The sequence below is a fragment of the Paralcaligenes ureilyticus genome (assembly GCF_004346225.1).
Lineage (GTDB): Bacteria > Pseudomonadota > Gammaproteobacteria > Burkholderiales > Burkholderiaceae_B > Paralcaligenes > Paralcaligenes ureilyticus.
This window is the reverse complement of sequence record NZ_SMAJ01000003.1, coordinates 199,364-219,255: the sequence shown is the minus strand read 5'-3', so window position 1 is coordinate 219,255 and position 19,892 is coordinate 199,364. Positions and strand designations below refer to the sequence as shown.

Below are 19,892 nucleotides of genomic sequence, written 5' to 3'. Positions count from 1 at the left end.
ATTCATAGCGTAGCGTGCATTGCTGTGTTGTCGATTGCGGTCCGCGTCACGGCATGCAGGCCCAGGCGCGCAAATAGGGACCGATCTTCCCGCGAGTCCGGATTGCCGGTCGTCAGCAGCTTTTCGCCGTAAAAAATCGAGCCCGCGCCGGCCATAAAACACAGGGCCTGGGTAGACTCGCTCATGGCTTCGCGGCCTGCCGACAAACGCACCACGGTTTTAGGCATGGTGATGCGCGCAATGGCTATGGTTCGAACAAACTCGAAGGGATCCAGATCGGGGGTGTCGTACAGCGGCGTGCCTTTGACCTTGACCAAATGATTGATGGGCACGGATTCCGGATAGGGTTTCAGATTGGCCAACTGCGCGATCAGGCCGGCACGGACCTCACGCGATTCGCCCAGGCCGATGATACCGCCGCAGCAAACATGCACACCGGCCGCGCGTACACGCTCCAGCGTATCGAGCCGATCTTGGTAGGTGCGCGTGGAAATGATTTCTTCGTAGAATTCCGGAGAGGTATCCAGGTTATGGTTGTAGTAATCCAGGCCTGCGTCTTTTAGTTGCTCCGCATGGCCCTCCTTGAGCATGCCTAGCGTGACGCAAGTTTCCAGGCCCAACTCTTTGACAGCTGCCACCATTTCAGCGACGGTATCGATTTGGCGCGCCGTGGGCGAGCGCCATGCCGCACCCATGCAAAAGCGCTGGGCGCCGTTTGCCTTGGCTTGCCGGGCGGCCTCGATCACTTCATCCAGCGGCATCAGCGCCTCTTTTTCCACTGCGGTGTCGTAGCGTGCCGATTGCGGACAATAAGAACAGTCTTCCGGGCAGCCACCCGTCTTGATCGACAGCAGGCTCGATAGCTGGACGGCGTTGGCTTCGTGATGAGTGCGATGAACGGCTTGCGCACGGAACAGCAAGTCGAGCAGGGGCAAGTCGTACAAACCCAGAATGTCCTTGACAGTCCAACGTTGCGACGAGGCAGGTTGATCGGGGAGGTTCGTTTCAGGTGTCATCACGTCTATCGCCCTTATCTTCATATTGAATGACGGCATGGTAGGGGTTAACGGCTTGGTTGTGCAATCCCAGATTTAATAAACGAGGGAGAGGAAAGAGTGGTTTTAGCCACCAGTTTGACGAAATTCGACTTTAATTATTTAACAGTGGCTAACCTGCGGCTATCTTGCAGAGTCGATAAAATTGTATTTGATTGAGACGATTGCGGTTATGGCCGCCCCGCACAAAATCAGAACATGCTTCTGCTCCACTCTAGGCCCAAAAATTAGTGCTTAATCACAGCGAGGTTCGCGTGCGGTTGGCAAATAGTCGGTTCTATTGGCCTATGGAAATTGGGCCAGATTTCGAATCGGAACATTGAGCCGCGCCATGTCCGGCTACCTCTGAAGGCTCACCACGACTTTGCCCTTCACCTTCCGATTGGCAATGCGCTCGATTGCCGCCGCAGCTTGATCCAATCCGATTTCTTCATTGACTACGGGCTTGATATGCCCCTGTTCAAACCACGTTGTTAAAAGCTGCATATTGGCTTGATGGTTCAAGGGGTCCCTCTTTACCGCATCACCCCAGTACACTCCCAGAATTTGCCGTTCTTTTAGCAAAGTCAAATTAAGCGGGATTTTAGGAATGATTCCAGAGGCAAAACCCACCACTAGAAATCGCCCACGCCAGGCAAGACAACGCAGCGCAGTTTCGCTGCAATCGCCGCCAACCGGGTCGCAAACAACATCGACTCCCCGGTTGTTGCTCAATGTTTTGACGCGGTCCTTAATATCCTCTTTTGAATAGTTGATCACGTCATCGGCGCCCACGCAGCGGCAAAGATCAATTTTCTCTTGAGTAGAGGCCGCTGCAATGACGCGCGCTCCCAATTTTTTAGCAACTTCAATAGCCGCCAGCCCTACCCCACCCGCAGCGCCAAGAATCAGCACTGTTTCACCTGCCTTTAATTGGGCCGTGTCCTTCAGAGCGTGCAGTGCGGTGCCGTAGGTCAAGACAAAAGCTGCGCCCTGTGTGAAAGCCATACTCGAAGGCAGCCTCACCAAAGCGTCGGTGGTGACCGCGCACTGCTCGGCAAACGCCCCGTAGCCAATACATGCCATAACACGGTCGCCGATTTCCCAATCGGTTACATCGGATCCGAGCTCGGTAATTGTGCCGGCCAATTCGGCGCCTGGTGAGAAAGGCAACGTAGGCCTTACTTGATACAAGCCTTGCACGATCAAGGCATCGGGAAAATTAATGGAGGCTGCTTTGACCGCAATACGAACTTGATCGCTCGTCAAGGCAGGCGCAGGAATATCTTCTAGCCGCAATGCATTAATAGATCCAAATTGCTGACATATCAAGGCCTTCATAATTATTTCCTTGGATCGTGTGCGCTACGCCACTTTGACTACCATACGGCCTCTGACTTGGCCCGCTAAAATTTTGGGCGCTGTAGCGATGACCTCGTCCAGCGTTATCGTGCTGCTGACTTGTTCCAGTTTTTCGAATGGCAAATCAGTAGCCATACGCGTCCATGCGCGTTCGCGCTGGGCGATCGGGGCATAGACGCTATCGACGCCCGCCAGTGTTACCCCGCGCAAAATGAATGGAGCGACTGTGGTCGGTAAATCCATCCCCCCCGCCAGACCGCACGCCGCTACGCAGGCGCCATACCGGCATGCCGCGAGTACGTTGGCCAGGATGGTGCCCCCGGCGCTGTCGACGGCGCCCGCCCAGGTTTCTTTGGTCAAAGGCTTACCAGCCGAGTTATAGCCGGATCGGTCAATGATACGGACTGCGCCCAGTGTCGTGAGGTAATCGCTTTCGGCCATGCGGCCTGTCAAGGCAACCACCTCATAGCCGAGCTTGGATAATAATGAGATAGCGATGCTACCCACGCCGCCCGATGCGCCGGTAACCAAGATAGGGCCATCGCCAGGCCGCACACCTGCGTCTTCCAGCCGCAGCACGCAAAGCATGGCTGTGTAGCCGGCCGTGCCGATGGCCATGGCTTGCTCGGGTGTGAATGCCTTAGGAAGTTTCACCAGCCAACTTCCGTTGACCCGGGCCTTTTCAGCGTATCCTCCCCAACGCGTTTCACCCAAGCCCCAACCATTATGTATCACGGGGGCGCCGACCGGGAAATCGGCATTGGACGATTCAATGACCTGGCCCGCGAAATCAATGCCGGGAATCATCGGATAACTCTTGACGACCCTGGATTTACCGGCAATAGCCAATCCGTCTTTGTAGTTAAGGCTGGAATGGCTAACGGCCACCAGCACGTCGCCCTCGGGGAGCATCGCCTCTTGTACCTGCGTGATTTGCGCTATGGGGCCGGAGGTCGACTCATTAAGCATAAGCGCTTTAAACATGTGAACTGTCTCCTTGAATTAGGGATCGAATAAAACAGAGAAATGCGACAACAAGCAATGTCACGCAAAATACAATCAAGCTGCGAATTTCACCGGTAGCCTCGATTACGGCGCCCACGATGGGAGGGGAAATCAATAGCGTGACAAAAAATATAAAAAATAGGGTTGAATAGAATAGATTGTGAATGGTTTTGCCGGCACGAACGAGCATCGGGCCTGTAGGCAAGCCGCCCAGAATACCGGCCAACATGTACCAGATAGCCTTGTCTTCAAAGAGCTGAGAGCATACGATACACGTGGCACCACCCAGGCACCCCAACGCGACCAGCCATTTGCCATTTTCAGGCCATCGACCCGCCAGAAAGCCGCCGATGGGTACTGAGAAGACAAACAGCCACATGGGCAGGCTGGCTATGTTGGACGCAGCCAATGGGGTATAGCCTTGCGAGCCCAATAGTTCCGGCGTGAAACTGATAAAGAGGATGAAGCTTACGTTGTACAAGGCAAATGTCATCCCCGGCGCAAAGCTCTCCGTTAAGGCCTGTTTCCATTCGCCCAACGATGTGCCGGTTGGCGGCGGCGCGGCAATCGGCGTTTGACCCTTTTGGTGGTTCAAACGCGGCTTGTCGGACTGAGGCACTTTCTTGGACACCGCCAGTGTCCAACCAACCAGTAAGGCGGCTGCCAGTGCCAACACGGCTGGCGTTAGCGCTGCAATACCGGGCAAATTGATGCTGGTCAATACCCCCAACACGACCAGCGACAGTGCGTTTCCAAACGGCCAACTGGCCGCTATCATGCCCATTCGTCCCGGCATCTGCCCCGCATCACATAGCTGTGCGGCCAAATCGATGGTCAGGACATAGACCAGACAACCGCCTGCACCTGCAATCAGACGTACAAGATAGGCAAGCTCCATCGATGGCGCCAGCAGCAAACTGGTCTGGGCTATCGCCATAAGCACCAAGGCGGCGACAAGCGTCGTTACGTTGCCAAAGCGATTCGCCAATATGGGACTGACAACCGCCATCAGAGCGCCTGGCGCCATGTAGATGCCCAGCAATAGCCCGTACCCGGTAGAGCTGAACGGCAGCGTTTCGCGAAGGTAGCCGATTGTCGGCGTCACGCTTTGGAATTGAAAGGCCACACTGGTGCGGCTTAACGTCAGAAACATCAAAATCGTCAGTGCACCGTAGTGCACGGCACCAGACGATGACTGCTGTTTGACGACGTGTGGCTTAACGAGATGCGCCATAGCGGGCCTCGCGCCAGGCCAATGCCTTGCCCAGCCCATCCTCGCGAACCACCTTCAAGAAATCGCGCTTTAACGAAGAGCCTTCCCCCTCGATCAGAATATCAATGTCTAATGCAGCACGTAGCGCGTGCTGCATGCCCATGATCTCATAGGTCCGATTCACTGCCAATTTGGTACGGCCCAAAACCATGGGATCCATCTGCGCCAGCCTGACGGCCAGCTCCATGGCCACAGGCATGACTTGATCGGCCGGCACCACTTTATTGACTAGGCCCAACTCCAAGGCGCGAGCCGCGGAAAGGCTGTCTTCACCGGTGTAAATCATCTCTTTAGCCACCTTGGGCCCGACAAACCAAGGCAATACCATGGCGACAATGCCGGCGCCGAACTTCAATTCCGGTTCACCAAAGACGGCAGACTCCGACGCAATGGCCAAATCGCAACCCAGCATCAACTCAAATCCGCCGGCCAGCGCGGGCCCGTTGACCGCCGCGATCGATGGTTTCGACAAATTCCAGAAAGACATAATGCCCTTGAAATCAGCCTCTAGCAGAGGAGTCCAGTCAGCCACTCCTTGCGGCATCGCATCGGCCTGGTCTTTAAGATCGAAGCCCGCGCTAAAGGCGGCGCCCGCTCCGGTGACGATAACGCATCTGAGATTTTTATCCTGTTCCAATTGCGTGCACAGATTTTCGAGTTCTTTTAACATAGCTTGACTCATAGCATTGGCGCGCTTGGGACGGTTGAACGTCACAATGCCGATGCCATCGTCCCGCACGTTGTACATAAGATGTTCGTAAGGCATTTAAGGTCTCTCGTGCAAAAATTGAATCGCTAGCGACGCCCATTGGCCAGACGTACAGAATCGGGCTGATATCGCAGTCGCCACATGGATAAGACACCCAAAAAAGGGCCAATTGCCAAAAATACAAATGCGTAGCGCCATGTGAGCCATTCGATCATGAGCGGCATGGCTTGTATGGCAATGAACGTTAGCAGGAAGCCCAGGCAAGTCTGAATGGTCAGCATGGTGCCCACCAGCCTAGGCTCGGTCAGCTCTGCAATGGCAGCGGAAAACTGAGCTGAATCGGCGACGATAGTGATGCCCCAAATGATCGCTACGGCCATCATTGCAAAAGGCCCGGCCGCCATGGTCAAACCGATAAAGGCGGCGCACAGCCCGCTGATTGTCATGGCCGCCATGGTAATAGTGGTTCGCCCAAAACGATCCGCCAGCAAACCTGCTCCCAGGCAACCGATCGCGCCGCTGGCAACTACCAGAAAGGTCATGAGCGCCGGACTCATCAGCGACGTTTTAACGCCCTGTTGCTGCAAGCCCCACGTTAGGAAAGCGCCAATCCAGGCCCACATGGCGTAAAGTTCCCACATATGCCCAAGATAGCCGCCGTTGGCCAGCTGAATTGATCGCTTGCGCAACATGGCCATCGCATCGCTGGGGTGAAAAGCGGAAGATTTTTGGTGCGAAGGCCCCAAAGCAACCAACAAGACCATGGCCGCCCCTGCTAAAGAACAAACCGACGCGGCCCCTATCACCACGCGCCAATCCAGATCGCTAAGCGAGGTAAATAGATGGGGCAAAGCCGAGCCAAGAGTAACGGCGCCCACGAGCGCGCCGATCATCAGGCCCATATTGCGCTGGGCCCAGCCAGCCGCCATTTTCATGCCTACGGGATAAATCCCGGCCATGATAACGCCCGTAAAAAATCGCAGCGGAATGGTTAACGGGGCATTGAAACCAATAAGCAGGATGAATGCATTAAGCAGGCAGCCCGTGATGGCGGAAACGGCAAAGATATAACGTGGGTCAAATTTATCTGCCAGCCCGAAAAACCCGCTAGCCAAAGTGCCAGCGACAAAACCCAGCTGAACGGCACCAGTCAGCAGCGAGGCGTACTCGCCGCTGATCTGTCCAGCGGCAATCAGATTTGGAACGGCAGCGGACGCAGAAAACCATAACGTCATGCACAATACCTGGCACAAAATAATAAGCGCGATGGACCGGGTTTTTTTCGTCATTATGCTCATGCAATCCGTCCGTTCCGAGTTGAAAACGCGAGCCAGGTCAAAGCCCTTTGCAGCCAGTATCCGCGAGCCCCACCTTGACACTATCCCACGGCAAAGCTTCGATGACCTTCCAACCCAGCTTGGAGCCGAATTTCGGGGCATCCAATTTCACCGACTCTGACATATAGGTGCCAACCATCCCTTGATGATCTTGCTTACGGATCGCCAATTTACCAATCACGGTATCGACCGACGTGTTCTCCAAGGCTGCAATAATGGCTGGGGTATCCAGAGACGTTGCTTTATCCATGGCAGCCAGCGTCAGGCGCATGCCCGCATAGGCCTGTATTGCCTGAGCCCCCGGAACGATGCCGTAAGCAGCACCGTATTCATTTACGAAACGCTTCATTTCCGCGCTATGGTCTTCCAGCATCCATGAGCCAAACAAGCCGCCCGTGATCATTCCTGCACCGTTTTCCCCCAAGGTCTGCAACATGGAGTCTGGCATGCCCAGAGGCGCAAGCATGAATTGTGTCAGGCCAAAGCTGCGAGCCTGACGAATGAAGCTGGGCAGGTCGTCGCCTACTGCCAGGGCCAGGTAGACGGCATTCGCTCCACTGCTCTGAATTTGAGCAAAGGCGCTGGCCCAATCGGCTGTCCCAAAGGCACGCCCGGCTTCCCCGACTATATGTATGCCCGGGATTTTTGAAAATTCAGTTTTATTGCTATGACCCCATGCAATATCGTGAAAGACCACAAACCACTTTTTCTGCAGGAGTTCTGGCTTTTTCTTCATAAGCAAGCCATTGGCGTTGGCCACCATCGCGTCATTAGGATTCGTGCGGAACAAGTATTTGCTGCATTGCTTTCCGGTTGTCTGGACCGCCTGCGAATTAGTCGTAACGATGGGCACATTCAAGCGACTGGCCTGGGCGTTAATACCCAGCACTACGGAGCTGCTGGTGCCGCCAATCAATAGTTTTGCGTGATTCTGCAAAATCATTTTTTGCGCTACTCGAAGGCCCGTAGCAGGGGTGCCCTGGGTGTCCTCGACCACGAGTTTGACTTGTCTACCTTTTACCTTCGGCGCATCTTTTACGGCCAGTTCGTAGCCGTTTTTCATCTCTATGCCCAGAGGAGAAAAGCCACCCGTGGTCGGCAAAAAAACCCCTATCACTACATCTCCTGCATCTGCAGCCTGCGCCGGGCTTGCTTGCAACATGATTGCCATACATGCCATGGCACCCGCACGCCACCACCCCAGTGGGGTTGCTAATTTTTGCAATATCATCTTCCTGTCTCCATTTATCAAAAAACATTCTAAATAGTCTTTTGCTTCTTAGAACGCGGCAGCTGCTTTGCCGTGTGATTGGGCTCTTGTGCCTTCTGTCTTCGCCGGAGCCTTGCGGCGTGTCCGGCGAAAAACCGGGTTTTCCGCTTCCGAGGCATTCGCGGAAGCCTCGAGAATTTTCACCGTACCTTCATAAACTGCATTCACCAGCGCTCGACCCGCCTGCTCAGCCTGAATAGCGTCGTTTGCCTCGATAGCCTTGATTAAATTCTTCCAGTTGGATATCCATATGCTGCAATTTTCTCGCTCTTGCATCACTCGCCGAGTGGTGGATAATGTTTGCCTTCCGTGCGAAAAAATGATTTTCCGCGCGCGGCTGTTACCTGCGGCTTCGGCCAAATACATACTGAGCCGATACAGTGTGTGAAGAAAATCGTCGACATTTCTCTGCTCGAAAGCCTCGAGAAGACTGGCGGTCCCTCTATTGAGCAGACCCACTGCTTCAGCTGAATGCTGGCGTGCCAGCTGCGCGCTGACGAATCCATAAAGCACCGCACGCACATCGAAAATTTCTTTGACATCCAACGGCGAAAGCTTCGTTACGATGGCGCCGCGACGCGGCCGGTTCTCAACAAGCCCCTCACGCTCCAGAATACGCAATGCCTCTCGCACAGGCCCGCGGCTGACGTGAAAATGTGTCTCCGCCAGCATGGTTTCCATCAGAGGCTGTCCAGGGGCAAACACTCCACGGATAATATCTTCAGCCAATTTGTCGGCAATTTGTTCCGGCAGAGTCCAAGTCACCTGTGACGGCTCACCAAATAACGCCAACAACCGTTTCGCTTCTGCGGCGTCAAGTTCGTTTTCCATTCTCGTCATCTCTATTAAAAATTTGAGGGATCAGCTCTCCTAAGCTGATAAGGTCCGTAGTTTGGCATGAGCGCGCACTGCGCGCGCTGTGGATGTAAAGACGGCAATTCCCTGCTCAAGCAACTTGATCCTTTGGCTACGCACAAAGTCCTCTTGGGTTTTGTCACCAGTGCTGCGCAATGCCAAGGACACGTTTGGGCCTGCCCGCCTGGCCCGTGCCACGGAAGTGCAAATTTCCTCCAGTTCGCGCAAGCCATCGCTTTCGCTATTGGCGAAATCCATGACCGAGCCCATTTCGATATACACAATAATGCTGTCCAGATTGGGGTCGTCCTTGAGTAGATTGACGATGTCTCCAAGTATCAGGCGGTCACCGTCACGTAAGCCCCACACTGGGATATCGATCGGATTGGCCACGCTGGTGCCGGGTACGCCAAAATGTCGCAGCGCCTGTCCCGTGGCTGACGCAAGCTGCGGGACGAGCATTCCGACGCGAGCGGCGGCGTCACTCACGGTGACGCTTACTCCTCCGCCCGAACCAAAAATACCAAGCCGATTGCCCTTCAGCTCGGTGTGGGCGCTTTGGATCAGAAACGTGTCCATCAAGTCATCAATGCTATCAACCTGCAGCACGCCCGACTGGGACACGGCGGCGTCCCATAGTCTCTTGTCGGTCGCGAGCGCTGCGGTATGGCTGCCAGCGGCGGTAATTCCCTGTTCCGTCGTACCGCCTTTGAACAGAACGATCGGCTTCTTCGCGTTTGCAGCCGCACGGAAAAACAGGCCCGGGTCGGAAATCGACTCAACGTAGAATGCGCTCAGTGTCGTGTTTGGATCGTCTTCGCAAAAAAGCAGGTAGTCAATCAGATCGAGATCTGAACAATTGCCGCAGGACACGACCTGTGCGACCGGCACTCCAAGTACCTGAGCACGCCTGACGACGTCGCCGGCAAACGTGCCGCTTTGCGAGATAAAGGTGATGCCTCGCGGCTGTGTCGGACTATAGCGAGCCGCTCCCATAGCCATGCGGCTGGCGGCCGAAAAGGTGCCAATGCAATTGGGGCCGACCATCCTCATGTCAGTTCTGGACAACACGGATCGAACCTCGGCTTCCAATGCCTTGCCCTTCGAGGGTTCGGCCCCCGACCATTCAGTAAAACCGGCGGTCAACACTTGAACGATTTTTACGCCCCTGGCGGCGCACGCAGACAATGTATCGGGGACTTGAACCGCGCCGACGGCGATATATGCGCGATCGACCGGCCCCGGAACATCCAGAATGGAGGGGTAAGCGCGCAACCCGCAAATTTCATCCGCCTTGGGGTGGATAGGATAAATTTTCCCTTTGTACCCGAAGTCGATCAGATTCTTGATGCTGCGATAGCCCAGTTTGCTGGGTGAGGTCGACGCACCGATAAACGCAATCGATTTTGGGCTGAATAGGGCATCGATCCCTTGCAGACGCGCTTTGCGTTTCTCAATGGTTTGTTCCGTTCGTTCTTCCGACGATACCCATGACGAATTCTCGGGCGGTAGCGACTGAGCCACAGCATCCACGGCAATACAAACGTCCCCGTCGACGATGATCGGATTGATATCCAGATCGCCCACTTCTCCATGCGAGAGCATCCCATCGGGCCCGGCCACCGCCATTAAATAGTCTGTCAGCGTGCTTTTCGCTTTCGGGCTCAAGGCGGGATCACTGGCACCAGCGAATGCGGTGTCAATCAGACGACCTGCGAGCGAGCGGGTTAACGGCGCCAGCATCGCCACAGGCGGCACACCCCGTTCTACACCAGACCCACCGGAACCGAGCAAAACCACGCTGCCATACTCGGCGTCGGCCCGCGCCCCCAAGAAAATCTCCTGTTCTCCCTCCACCATTTCTTCGAGCAAAACGCCTTCAAGCTTCGCTTCGGGGCTAAATGCCCGGCAGCTGGCCATGATATCGTTGAAAGTACTGGCAGCGTCCGCCGTTTTTACGTTCAATCGCACGCCCCCGGCGGCGAGCTTGTGCACGATATCGGCCGAGACAATCTTCATGGCCAGCGATCGCCGGAAATTCTTTGCAAGGGCTTGGGCGTGCTCCGCATCGTGCGCCAGCTCGGGGTTGGACGTAGCGATGCCGTATTGCTTAAGCAGATTTTTGGATTCGATTTCCGTTCTCATTATTGAGAAATTTCCTGTGGTAAGTCTGATGGTTTCCGGTAAATGGAATATAGGTGGTGCGGGTCATTACAAAAATTTCGGCGGCCGTTTTTCAAGAAACGCGCGCATCCCCTCGTCCGCATCGGGCTTGCTCTGCAGTTCTCGACCTTTATCCCATTCGAACCGGGCGGCGGCGTTTGTCCCCTGCGTAGAAAGAGTCTCCAGCCCGGCCTTCACCGCCCGGACAACTCCGGAGGAATTATTGGCAATGGCACGGGCCATTTCCAGCGACGCCTGCAATGCACTGCCAGTAGAAACCAATCGGTTGGCAAACCCAATACGAAACGCCTCGTCAGCCTTCATCTCCCGCCCGGTTATGAGCAGATCGTGAGCAATCCCGCGTGGGATTAGCGACGGCAATCGACTGATCTGGCCGCCAATTGGCAGCAAACCGATACGGGCGCCTGGAGCGCTAAAACTGGCGTTGGCCGCACAGACTCGAAAATCGCACGAAATCGCCAAAATAAAGCCGGCTGCAAACGCATAACCATTGACGGCCGCAATCGTCGGCGTCGTCAGTGTTGCAGGCAACAAAAAAGGCGCGTTTAACAAGGGGTCCGAAGCGTGTTCGCGATCAGCCAGCATTCCACGCAAATCGTGGCCGCTGGAAAAGGCACTATCGCCAGCGCCGGTAATGACGATGCACCTGACGTTCGCATCCGCTTCAGCCGCCAACAGGCGACGCCCCAGTTCCAGCGTCATAGGGTGGGTAAACGCGTTTCGCTTGGCCTCATTTTCAATGGTTAACACCAAAACGCTATTGTCCAGGGAGCTTGTGATCGATGACATATTTCTACTCCACCGCAAGCATTTTTTCGAGTATGGCCGGATCGGCCATGACGGCATCGCGCGGTTCGTTAAATATCGTTTGCCCATTTTCTATGATGTAGAAATCATCACCGACGGCAAGGGCCAACGGCAAACTTTGCTCTACCAGAATGATGCCGATGTTTCTTGAGCGTGCGGCTTGTATCGATTCTTTTATGGCATCCACATAATCCGGCGCCAACCCTTCAGTGGGTTCGTCCAGCAAAATATAGGATGGGTTAGCCAATAGAGCGCGGGCAACAACCAGCATCTGCTGTTCGCCGCCGCTCAACGTTCCTGCCTTTTGTTCCAGCCTTTCCTGCAGTCTGGGAAACAACCGAACCGCATCTTCAATCAGAAAATCCTTGCCGCTGCCCGTCAACTGCTGGGCTACTGTCATATTTTCATGGACCGTCAGGCTGGCGAAAACTTTTCTGTCTTCAGGAACCAGGGTCACCCCCATGCGAGCTCGAAGGTGGGTACGGCCTACTAACGGTTGGCCGTTAAGCGTAATGCGGCCCTCGACACGATCGACCAAACCCATGATCGCCTTTAAGGTCGTGGTCTTGCCCATGCCATTTAACCCTAGTAAACAAGTCACTTTTCCTTGTTCAACCCTCAAATTCAATAATTGAAGAATCTGGCTGGCACCATAGAAAGCGGACACGTTGTCGAGTTCAAGAGCGTTATTCATGATGCAAAGCTCCCGTGAAGATACGCCTTCTTCACATTGGAATCTTCGCGGATGCTTGCCGGCGGCCCCTCGGCGATGACACGTCCGTTTTGCATGACCGTAATGATGTCGGACAATTTCATAACCATGCCTACATCGTGCTCGACGATCACGATCGTCAATCCGAATTCATCCCGCAGCTTAAGGATCAGATCGGCGATACCCTGGCGATCACCGCGCGACATGCCCGCCAACGGCTCGTCCATCAAGATCAGCTTGGGTTTCAACGCCAGCCCAATCGCTATATCCAGTGCGCGCTGGTAGCCGTGAGCTAGGTTGTCCGCCATGACTGCCTCGCGGTTGCCCAACCCGACGTTATGCAAGCATCGCAAGGCTTCTTCGCGCACGCTTTCGCTAATCTCGCGCGAGACGCGCACCTTGTAATTCAGTCGCCGATGTGAGCGGATTGCCAGCGCTACATTTTCCAGCGTCGACAAGCCCCGAAATATACTCGTGCGCTGAAACGTACGCACTACACCGATTTCCGCCAGTCGGTTGGGCGACCAACCCGTGATTTCTTTGCCATCGAATTGTACGGTTCCCGAGGCCGGCCGAATGGCCCCGGTAATCAGGTTGAACAGCGTGGTTTTGCCGGCGCCATTCGGGCCAAGCACCGAATGAATCGACTTCGCCTTCACGGTGAGTGAAACATCAGACACTGCCTGCAGGCCGCCAAAACTCTTCGACAAACTGTGCGTTTGAAGTATCATCTCGTCCCTCGTTCGAAATGGGCGTTCAGGCGGTTCCAGACCTTGCTTAGCAGTCCGAAAATGCCACCTGGAGCAACAATCACAATTACGACGAATAGTGCGCCGAAGTAAATCAGCCATGCCTCGGTGTAGCTACTGATGTAGCTCTCCGCAACCGTAAATACGACCGCCCCAATGGCGGGTCCGACAATTGTGCCGACGCCACCCATCACCACATACATCAGAATTTTCCCCGACTCGAACCAGCTCAAGGTCTCGGGCGACGTCGCACCGTTGAACAATACAAACAACCCGCCGGCAAGCATGGCTATTGCGGCTGAAACCACATACGACAACAACTTCAGCCGAGACACATCCAGCCCAACGAAGTACGCGCGTTCCGTATTCTCGCGAATTCCGAGCCACGCCTTGCCCAATGGAGACCGCCGCACATAAAGAGCAAGGCAAAGCGTGACGATCAAAATCCCATAGAGCAGCCAATACCATGTTTGTGGACTCGCCAACTGATTGCCGAATACAGTGGGGACGGGTACGCCCTGCAAACCATCCTCCCCACCCGTATATTTTGAAAGTAGAAACGCAAGGGCAAATAAGACTTGGCTGAAAGCCAGGGTAAGGATGGCAAATGCTGTGCCCACTTGACGTATGAAGATTTGCCCCACGGCCCAGGACAATATGACAGCCAACGCGACGGCTAGCGGCAGGACAACCAGCATTTCGGCTGTCAGTGTTTGTGCAAGCAGGCCCGTCACGTAAGACCCCAGGCCAAACCAGGCGGCGTGGCCGAACGAGACCAGCCCTGTGTTGCCCGTAAGCAAATCCAGACTAACGGCAACAATCGCCGCGATCGCTGCATGTGAGGCCAAGACAAGCAGAAAAGGCGCGTGCTGAGTCCACAATGGAATCATGGCTCCTAACAGGATAAAGATTACACCCACGATCATGAGCGGATTCACGCGATTTCGTTTGGTACCGGAACAGGCCATGCCGGGTAGTGATGAGAGGTTTTTCATTCGATTCTCCCCTCACCGAAGAATCCTCGCGGCCAACGCACTAACATCGCCATTACCAGCAGAAACAATACCAATAACCCCCCCTGCCCCCCCGAATAGGCTTCACCGAAAACGATGATTAATCCCACAACATAGGCAGCAACAATTGCGCCGCGCAGGCTCCCCAGTCCGCCCAAAATAACTGTCATGAAAGCAAGAATCAGGATCTTGTCCCCCACAATGGCATATGCGTTGAAGATGGGCGCCGCGGCTGCTCCGGAGATAGCGACCAATGCCGCGCTGACACCGACAACGGAATGCATCAGGGTGTCGCGATTGATACTCAGGCAAGCCGCCATTTCACCGTTATCGTTCGCCGCGCGTACGCGCAACCCCCATTTGGATTTTTTAAGAAATATTAGTAAAGCAACCGTCAATAGAATCGACAAAACGGTCACAAACAATCGGTACACCGGCAAGGCAACGCCGAACAGGTGAAACGTACCGGATAGTATTTCCGGCGGCACTAAAGCCTGTACATTTCGCCCGCCTGATTCGTATAGCGCTCCGGTTATCAGCATGGCGATGCCAAACGTAAGAAGCAAACTGTCAATCATCGGCCGATCACGAATTCTGGCCAATAGGCCCCAATCCATGGCGATGCCCAGTAAACCAACCACTACCAATGCAAGCAGCAGAGCAAGCCAAAAGGGCAAGCCCAGGGCAGTAAACCAGACGGCGGACATGGCGCCCAGGCTGAACAGTGCCCCATGAGCGAAGTTCACAATGCGTCCCACGCCATAGATCAACGTCAATCCAAGACTGGACAACAACAAAATGGAGCCCAGCACTACCCCATTGAGTATCAAAGATACGACCAACATCTTGTCCCTCCGGTTTTAACTGTTTTTATGATTTTTATAGGTATTGCGGTACTCTATTCCCGCCAAATACTAATTGTCAACAAGTTAATTGTTAACAATTAACTTGAATTATCTGAACAGATAATCTCCTGCCATATAGCTGCACATCAGAATGAGCCGATCGCTCACTGACCCAAAAACCTGATAAGTCCGGCTTTAATCATTCAACTCTGTCTAAGCTGCAGCTATCTTGCAAAGCCGATAAATTTTATTTAATCGAGACGGCTGCGGTTATGGGCTCTATGTATCAACACGATGAATTGCGTTAGCTGCCATATGAACGCAGGCCGGCGTAAAGATGCCGCGCCGTTGTGGGCCGCCTATGTTCTGTATCCGGCTTATCGATCAAAGAATGGACACATCAATACGCTGGCCGAACGCCTTCAGGGCTGCTTCCAATACAGTATGAACGGCGCCAAGCCTGCCGCCGACAGCGAAATCATTGTGGCACTGGAAAGCTATATGTACTGGCTTGCCAAGGGTGCGCCTACCGGAGTGAAGCTCCAGGGCCAAGGGTTTGCGCGCCTGTCCGAGCCGGCTCGAAAGGCCGACTACACGCCGGCAGGCGGCAGGCTACGCGCTGAAGGAAAGGTATTGACGAAATAGCGCATCGATATGCCGATGACTGACTCGGGTTTACTGCCATTGGGGGCAGTTACCTGGGCCCCAGAATCGTTTCCAGGTCTGCGTCAGGCGGAGCCCCTGTTGCAGAGTGCAGTATGTCATGGGCATCTTCGTAGAAAATGGCCGGTGTTCCCTGCATTCCCAATTCGCGCATCAGTGCCTCGTTGGCGAGCAACGCCGCACGCGGTTCGGAGGGAATGGGCTTCAATGGCCGAATGCCTCCGGCCGCAAAGTTTTGTTCATTCTCGGTAAGCGCCTGGGCAGGATCGGACGCCGCCAGGATAGCAGCCGCTTTGCCCGGACTGGTGTCGCGCAGAATCCCCACCAGGATATTGCGAATTTGAACCTTTCCAGCCTTCACCCAAGGACGAGACTGCTCCCAGAACTTGTGGCAGTAGGGGCAGTTCGGATCGGTGAAGGCATAAACAACGCGCGGAGCTGCGGCGCTGCCGTCACGTACCCATTTGCTTGCCTCCAATTGCGCCAGCGTGCGCTTGGACATGGGCTGCGCAGTGGCAACCTTTAAAGGCTCGCGGGTCACATTGTCCCCTTTCGCATCAAACACGGATCCGACCATGACATGCTTGCCATCGGGCATGAGATAAAGAGCATAGGGTTGCTGATCCATGTAGCCGGCATAGGCTTTCAACCCCCCGACGGCAGGCAGTTCCCCTACCACTTTTAACCCGTGCTTTTGCAAGGCCTTGATGGGTTCTGGCAATTCTTGCGCACTTACCTGCAACCCGCTCAGAATCAAAACGGCCGCCAAGACGGTGCTTAACGATTTAAAAAAGGCCAATACAGTTTCCTTGAAATGGTCGTTCACGAAATATCCCCACGGCCCAACGACCTTTGATTGTGCGCAATTATTAACAAGAAGCAGAACGGCATCGCTCAATAATTGTATGTGCAATTCGGCAATACAGCCATAAAGGCCAACTAACGTTCGACAAACGGGTACCGTCAAGACTACAAAATCTTATCCACTAACGGCATCAAACGGTGAAACTGCCGAGTGAGACTTGCAACTATTTATGTTTAACAGAAGATTGCGTCATTGCGCCGCGAAACTCGAAAACTCCCAAGCCTGCATGGTTCCTCCGGCGCCCAGGTTGCAGAGCTGTTCACAAAACACTTGCGTAACGGTCAGCGCCGCTTTACCGGCGACCCGCGTATAATAATTTCGAGCAATCTGACAAAGGATTGGACTCATGACATATCGCAAGCCGGCTCACTCCGCATGGGCTGATGCCGTCAACCTGCTGGAGCAGGCCGACCGCCTGCATAAGCAGTTCTTTCGCCTGGGCCACGGCACAGCACCGGGCCCGACGTGGGAGCCGCCGGTCGACGTTTTTGAAACCCATCAACACCTATCGGTGCTCGTCGCATTGCCCGGCGTCGCGCCCGACCAGGTGCAAGTCATGATCGACCACGGCGCGTTGCTGGTGATCGGCGAACGCCCCATGCCGGCGCCCGCTATGGCGCGTATCCGGCGCATTGAAATCCCCTACGGAAGGTTTGAGCGGCGTATCGATTTGCCGGCGGGTGAATTCGAAATCAATGAATCCAGTATGGTCAATGGCTGCCTGTTGCTCAGCCTGCGCAAACTGATTTAGATACCCGAAGAATGACAGGCGAGCCATGAACCACGACATGTCAGACGCTAAAGCTCAAGGCAATAATCCCACCGCAGCGGAGCCTGCTCCGGGACAAACTGCTGTTGCCGCCATCCCGGATCTGCCCGAAGGGTCGCTAATTATTGTCCCGGTTCGCAATCTGGTCCTGTTTCCAGGCCTGGTCGCGCCCATCTCCATAGGCCGGGACAGCTCTGTTCTGGCGGCACAGGAAGCTGCCCGCGCCGGACGCCAAATAGGCATCGTGCTGCAAAGAAATCCCGAGACCGCCGACCCGAAGCCCGACGAGCTATATCGCGTAGGCACAGTGGCCAGCATTCTGCGCTATGTCACCACGCCCGATGGCTCGCACCATATCATCTGCCAAGGGGATCAACGCTTTCGCATCCGCAATTTCCTGGAGGGGTTCCCCTTTCTTGCGGCCCGCGTCGAGAAGTTCGACGAGCAGCAATCCACCAGCCCTGAAATCGAAGCGCGCATGATCCAGCTCAAGGCCCGAACCGAAGAGGCGTTGCAGCTCATTACCCAGGCACCCACCGAGCTTGCGGAAACGGCACGGAACATTACGTCGGCCACCTTGCTGGCGGACTTTGTCGCGGGTGTCATGGATCTCAAGCCCACCGAAAAACAAGATATTCTTGAAACCTTCGACCTGCTGACACGCCTGAATAAGGTACTGGAATTCCTGGTCCATTTCGTTGAAGTGCTGCGCATCAGCCGCGATATCGATCAGCAAACCAAAGAACGGTTCGAAGACAGGCAGCGTGAAGTCCTGCTGCGCGAACAACTGAAAACCATACAGAAACAATTGGGCGAAGTAGAAGGCAACTCTGCCGAGATCGCGGAGGTCGAGGCCAATATAGCCAAAGCGAAAATGCCCGAAGAGGTCGATATCCAGGCCAGGAAAGAACTCAAGCGGCTCGAGCATATGTCGGACGCGTCGGCGGAATATTCCATGCTGCGCACCTATCTGGATTGGCTCACCGAACTGCCCTGGGCCGTCAGTACCGAAGACCGCATCGACATTGCCGAGGCACGCCGCATTCTGGACGAGGATCACTACGGCCTGCAGAAGATCAAGCGGCGCATTCTGGAATATCTGGCCGTACGCAAACTGAATCCGCAAGGCAAAAGCCCCATCCTTTGTTTCGTGGGGCCGCCGGGCGTGGGCAAAACGTCGCTCGGCCAGAGCATTGCCCGCGCAACCGGGCGAAAATTCGTACGCCTGAGCCTGGGCGGCGTGCACGACGAGGCCGAGATTCGGGGCCATCGCCGCACCTATATCGGCGCACTGCCAGGCAACATCATCCAGGCGCTTCACCGCGCGGGCGCTAAAAACTGCGTCATGATGCTCGACGAAATCGACAAGCTTGGCGCCGGGGTGCAGGGCGATCCTTCTTCGGCACTGCTTGAAGTGCTCGATCCCGAACAAAACCCAACCTTCCGCGACAACTATCTGGCTGTGCCTTTCGACCTGTCCCAAGTATTGTTTATCACCACGGCCAACATGCTCGATACTATCCCCGGGCCATTGCGCGACCGCATGGAGGTAATCTCCCTGATCGGCTATACGCAAGAGGAAAAGACCCAGATTGCCCTGCGCTACCTGATCAATCGTCAATTACAAGCCAACGGCTTATCGCCGGAACAATGTGAAATTACGGAGGCCGCTGTGCGCGGCATCATCCGCGCCTATACGCGCGAGGCGGGCGTGCGCAATCTCGAACGCGAAATAGGCAGCACATTTCGTCATGCGGCCATGCAGATCGCGGAGGGGACCCTGCAACACGTGCGCATCGACACGGCCGACTTGCCCACCATTCTTGGGCCCGAAAAATTCGAAAGCGAACTGGCCATGCGGGTAAGTCTGCCCGGTGTGGCCACCGGACTGGCCTGGACTCCGGTGGGCGGCGATATTTTATTCATCGAAGCCAGCCGGACCCCAGGCACCGGCCGGCTGATTCTTACCGGGCAACTGGGCGACGTCATGAAGGAAAGCGCTCAGGCGGCCCTGACCCTCTTGAAAGCACATGCCGCCGAATTCAAGGTGGATCCGGGCCTATTCAGGAAAAGCGACATCCACGTGCATGTGCCTGCCGGAGCGATTCCCAAAGATGGGCCTAGCGCGGGCGTGGCGATGTTTGTCGCACTGACCTCCATGGCTACGGATACCGCCGTCCACAGCGATCATGCCATGACGGGCGAGATCAGCCTGCGAGGTCTGGTGCTGCCCGTGGGCGGCATCAAGGAAAAAGTGCTGGCCGCCTTGCAAGCCGGAATCAAGACGGTATTGCTGCCTGCGCGAAACAAAAGAGACCTGGAAGATATCCCCGAAGACGCGCGCAAGCAGTTGCAATTTGTCTGGCTTGAAACCGTGAAGGATGCCGTCAAAGTGGTGTTGACCGACCCGCCCGGCAATTAAGCCACCTTTTTATGCGGG

The 19,892-nt window shown here is 55.1% G+C and carries 17 protein-coding genes and 1 pseudogene; 3 read left to right on the top strand and 15 right to left on the bottom strand.

Going from position 1 to position 19,892, the window contains the following annotated elements:
* Positions 1-2 precede the first annotated feature (2 nt).
* The 14 genes from bioB to EDC26_RS05570 all read right to left on the bottom strand — a co-directional run bounded on the left by bioB (position 3) and on the right by EDC26_RS05570 (position 15,155).
* Positions 3-1,016, bottom strand: a complete 1,014-nt coding sequence (gene bioB / locus EDC26_RS05635) for a biotin synthase BioB (RefSeq protein ID WP_207915079.1) — start codon at positions 1,014-1,016, stop codon at positions 3-5.
* 378 nt (positions 1,017-1,394) lie between these two features.
* Positions 1,395-2,375: an NADPH:quinone oxidoreductase family protein gene (locus EDC26_RS05630; protein WP_132580347.1), complete on the bottom strand. Its 981-nt coding sequence runs from the start codon at positions 2,373-2,375 to the stop codon at positions 1,395-1,397.
* Positions 2,376-2,399: 24 nt separating this feature from the next.
* Entirely contained in the window at positions 2,400-3,380 is a 981-nt protein-coding gene (acuI, locus tag EDC26_RS05625; protein ID WP_132580345.1) for an acrylyl-CoA reductase (NADPH), read from the bottom strand.
* Positions 3,373-4,635, bottom strand: coding sequence for an MFS transporter (locus tag EDC26_RS05620; protein WP_165930922.1), 1,263 nt, complete (start codon positions 4,633-4,635; stop codon positions 3,373-3,375). The genes acuI and EDC26_RS05620 overlap by 8 nt, the downstream gene beginning before the upstream one ends.
* Positions 4,619-5,440, bottom strand: coding sequence for an enoyl-CoA hydratase/isomerase family protein (locus EDC26_RS05615; protein ID WP_132580341.1), 822 nt, complete (start codon positions 5,438-5,440; stop codon positions 4,619-4,621). Before EDC26_RS05615 ends, EDC26_RS05620 begins: the two co-directional genes overlap by 17 nt.
* 29 nt (positions 5,441-5,469) lie before the next feature.
* Complete coding sequence (locus tag EDC26_RS05610; protein WP_207915067.1) at positions 5,470-6,681, bottom strand: MFS transporter; 1,212 nt, start codon at positions 6,679-6,681, stop codon at positions 5,470-5,472.
* A 37-nt stretch (positions 6,682-6,718) separates the two neighbouring features.
* Complete coding sequence (locus EDC26_RS05605; RefSeq protein WP_132580339.1) at positions 6,719-7,951, bottom strand: ABC transporter substrate-binding protein; 1,233 nt, start codon at positions 7,949-7,951, stop codon at positions 6,719-6,721.
* A gap of 48 nt (positions 7,952-7,999) precedes the next feature.
* Positions 8,000-8,821, bottom strand: a complete 822-nt coding sequence (locus EDC26_RS05600) for a GntR family transcriptional regulator (RefSeq protein ID WP_165930921.1) — start codon at positions 8,819-8,821, stop codon at positions 8,000-8,002.
* Between the two features lie 39 nt (positions 8,822-8,860).
* Positions 8,861-10,990: an acetate--CoA ligase family protein gene (locus EDC26_RS05595; protein ID WP_132580335.1), complete on the bottom strand. Its 2,130-nt coding sequence runs from the start codon at positions 10,988-10,990 to the stop codon at positions 8,861-8,863.
* A 66-nt stretch (positions 10,991-11,056) separates the two neighbouring features.
* A complete protein-coding gene (locus EDC26_RS05590) occupies positions 11,057-11,818 on the bottom strand; it encodes an enoyl-CoA hydratase/isomerase family protein (RefSeq protein WP_132580333.1) in 762 nt (253 codons plus the stop codon).
* Positions 11,819-11,822: 4 nt separating this feature from the next.
* Complete coding sequence (locus EDC26_RS05585; protein WP_132580331.1) at positions 11,823-12,530, bottom strand: ABC transporter ATP-binding protein; 708 nt, start codon at positions 12,528-12,530, stop codon at positions 11,823-11,825.
* A complete protein-coding gene (locus EDC26_RS05580) occupies positions 12,527-13,279 on the bottom strand; it encodes an ABC transporter ATP-binding protein (RefSeq protein WP_132580325.1) in 753 nt (250 codons plus the stop codon). Before EDC26_RS05580 ends, EDC26_RS05585 begins: the two co-directional genes overlap by 4 nt.
* Positions 13,276-14,292 carry a branched-chain amino acid ABC transporter permease gene (locus tag EDC26_RS05575; protein WP_207915066.1) on the bottom strand — a complete coding sequence of 339 codons (1,017 nt, stop codon included), beginning with the start codon at positions 14,290-14,292 and terminating at the stop codon, positions 13,276-13,278. The genes EDC26_RS05580 and EDC26_RS05575 overlap by 4 nt, the downstream gene beginning before the upstream one ends.
* Positions 14,289-15,155 (bottom strand): branched-chain amino acid ABC transporter permease, encoded by an 867-nt coding sequence (locus EDC26_RS05570; RefSeq protein ID WP_132580323.1) that lies wholly within the window; start codon positions 15,153-15,155, stop codon positions 14,289-14,291. The genes EDC26_RS05575 and EDC26_RS05570 overlap by 4 nt, the downstream gene beginning before the upstream one ends.
* A gap of 288 nt (positions 15,156-15,443) precedes the next feature.
* On the opposite strand from EDC26_RS05570, the pseudogene EDC26_RS05565 reads away from it, so the two are divergent.
* Positions 15,444-15,749 (top strand): annotated as a pseudogene (locus EDC26_RS05565) (c-type cytochrome); the annotation flags it as partial.
* Positions 15,750-15,849: 100 nt separating this feature from the next.
* Here the strand turns inward: EDC26_RS05565 and dsbG are convergent.
* Positions 15,850-16,644 (bottom strand): thiol:disulfide interchange protein DsbG, encoded by a 795-nt coding sequence (gene dsbG / locus EDC26_RS05560; protein ID WP_207915065.1) that lies wholly within the window; start codon positions 16,642-16,644, stop codon positions 15,850-15,852.
* A 385-nt stretch (positions 16,645-17,029) separates the two neighbouring features.
* On the opposite strand from dsbG, the gene EDC26_RS05555 reads away from it, so the two are divergent.
* Both EDC26_RS05555 and lon read left to right on the top strand, forming a co-directional pair.
* On the top strand, positions 17,030-17,434 hold the full coding sequence (locus tag EDC26_RS05555; RefSeq protein WP_132580321.1) for an Hsp20/alpha crystallin family protein: 405 nt from the start codon (positions 17,030-17,032) through the stop codon (positions 17,432-17,434).
* Between the two features lie 37 nt (positions 17,435-17,471).
* Positions 17,472-19,874 carry an endopeptidase La gene (gene lon / locus EDC26_RS05550; protein ID WP_132580319.1) on the top strand — a complete coding sequence of 801 codons (2,403 nt, stop codon included), beginning with the start codon at positions 17,472-17,474 and terminating at the stop codon, positions 19,872-19,874.
* The last annotated feature ends 18 nt before the right edge of the window (positions 19,875-19,892 follow it).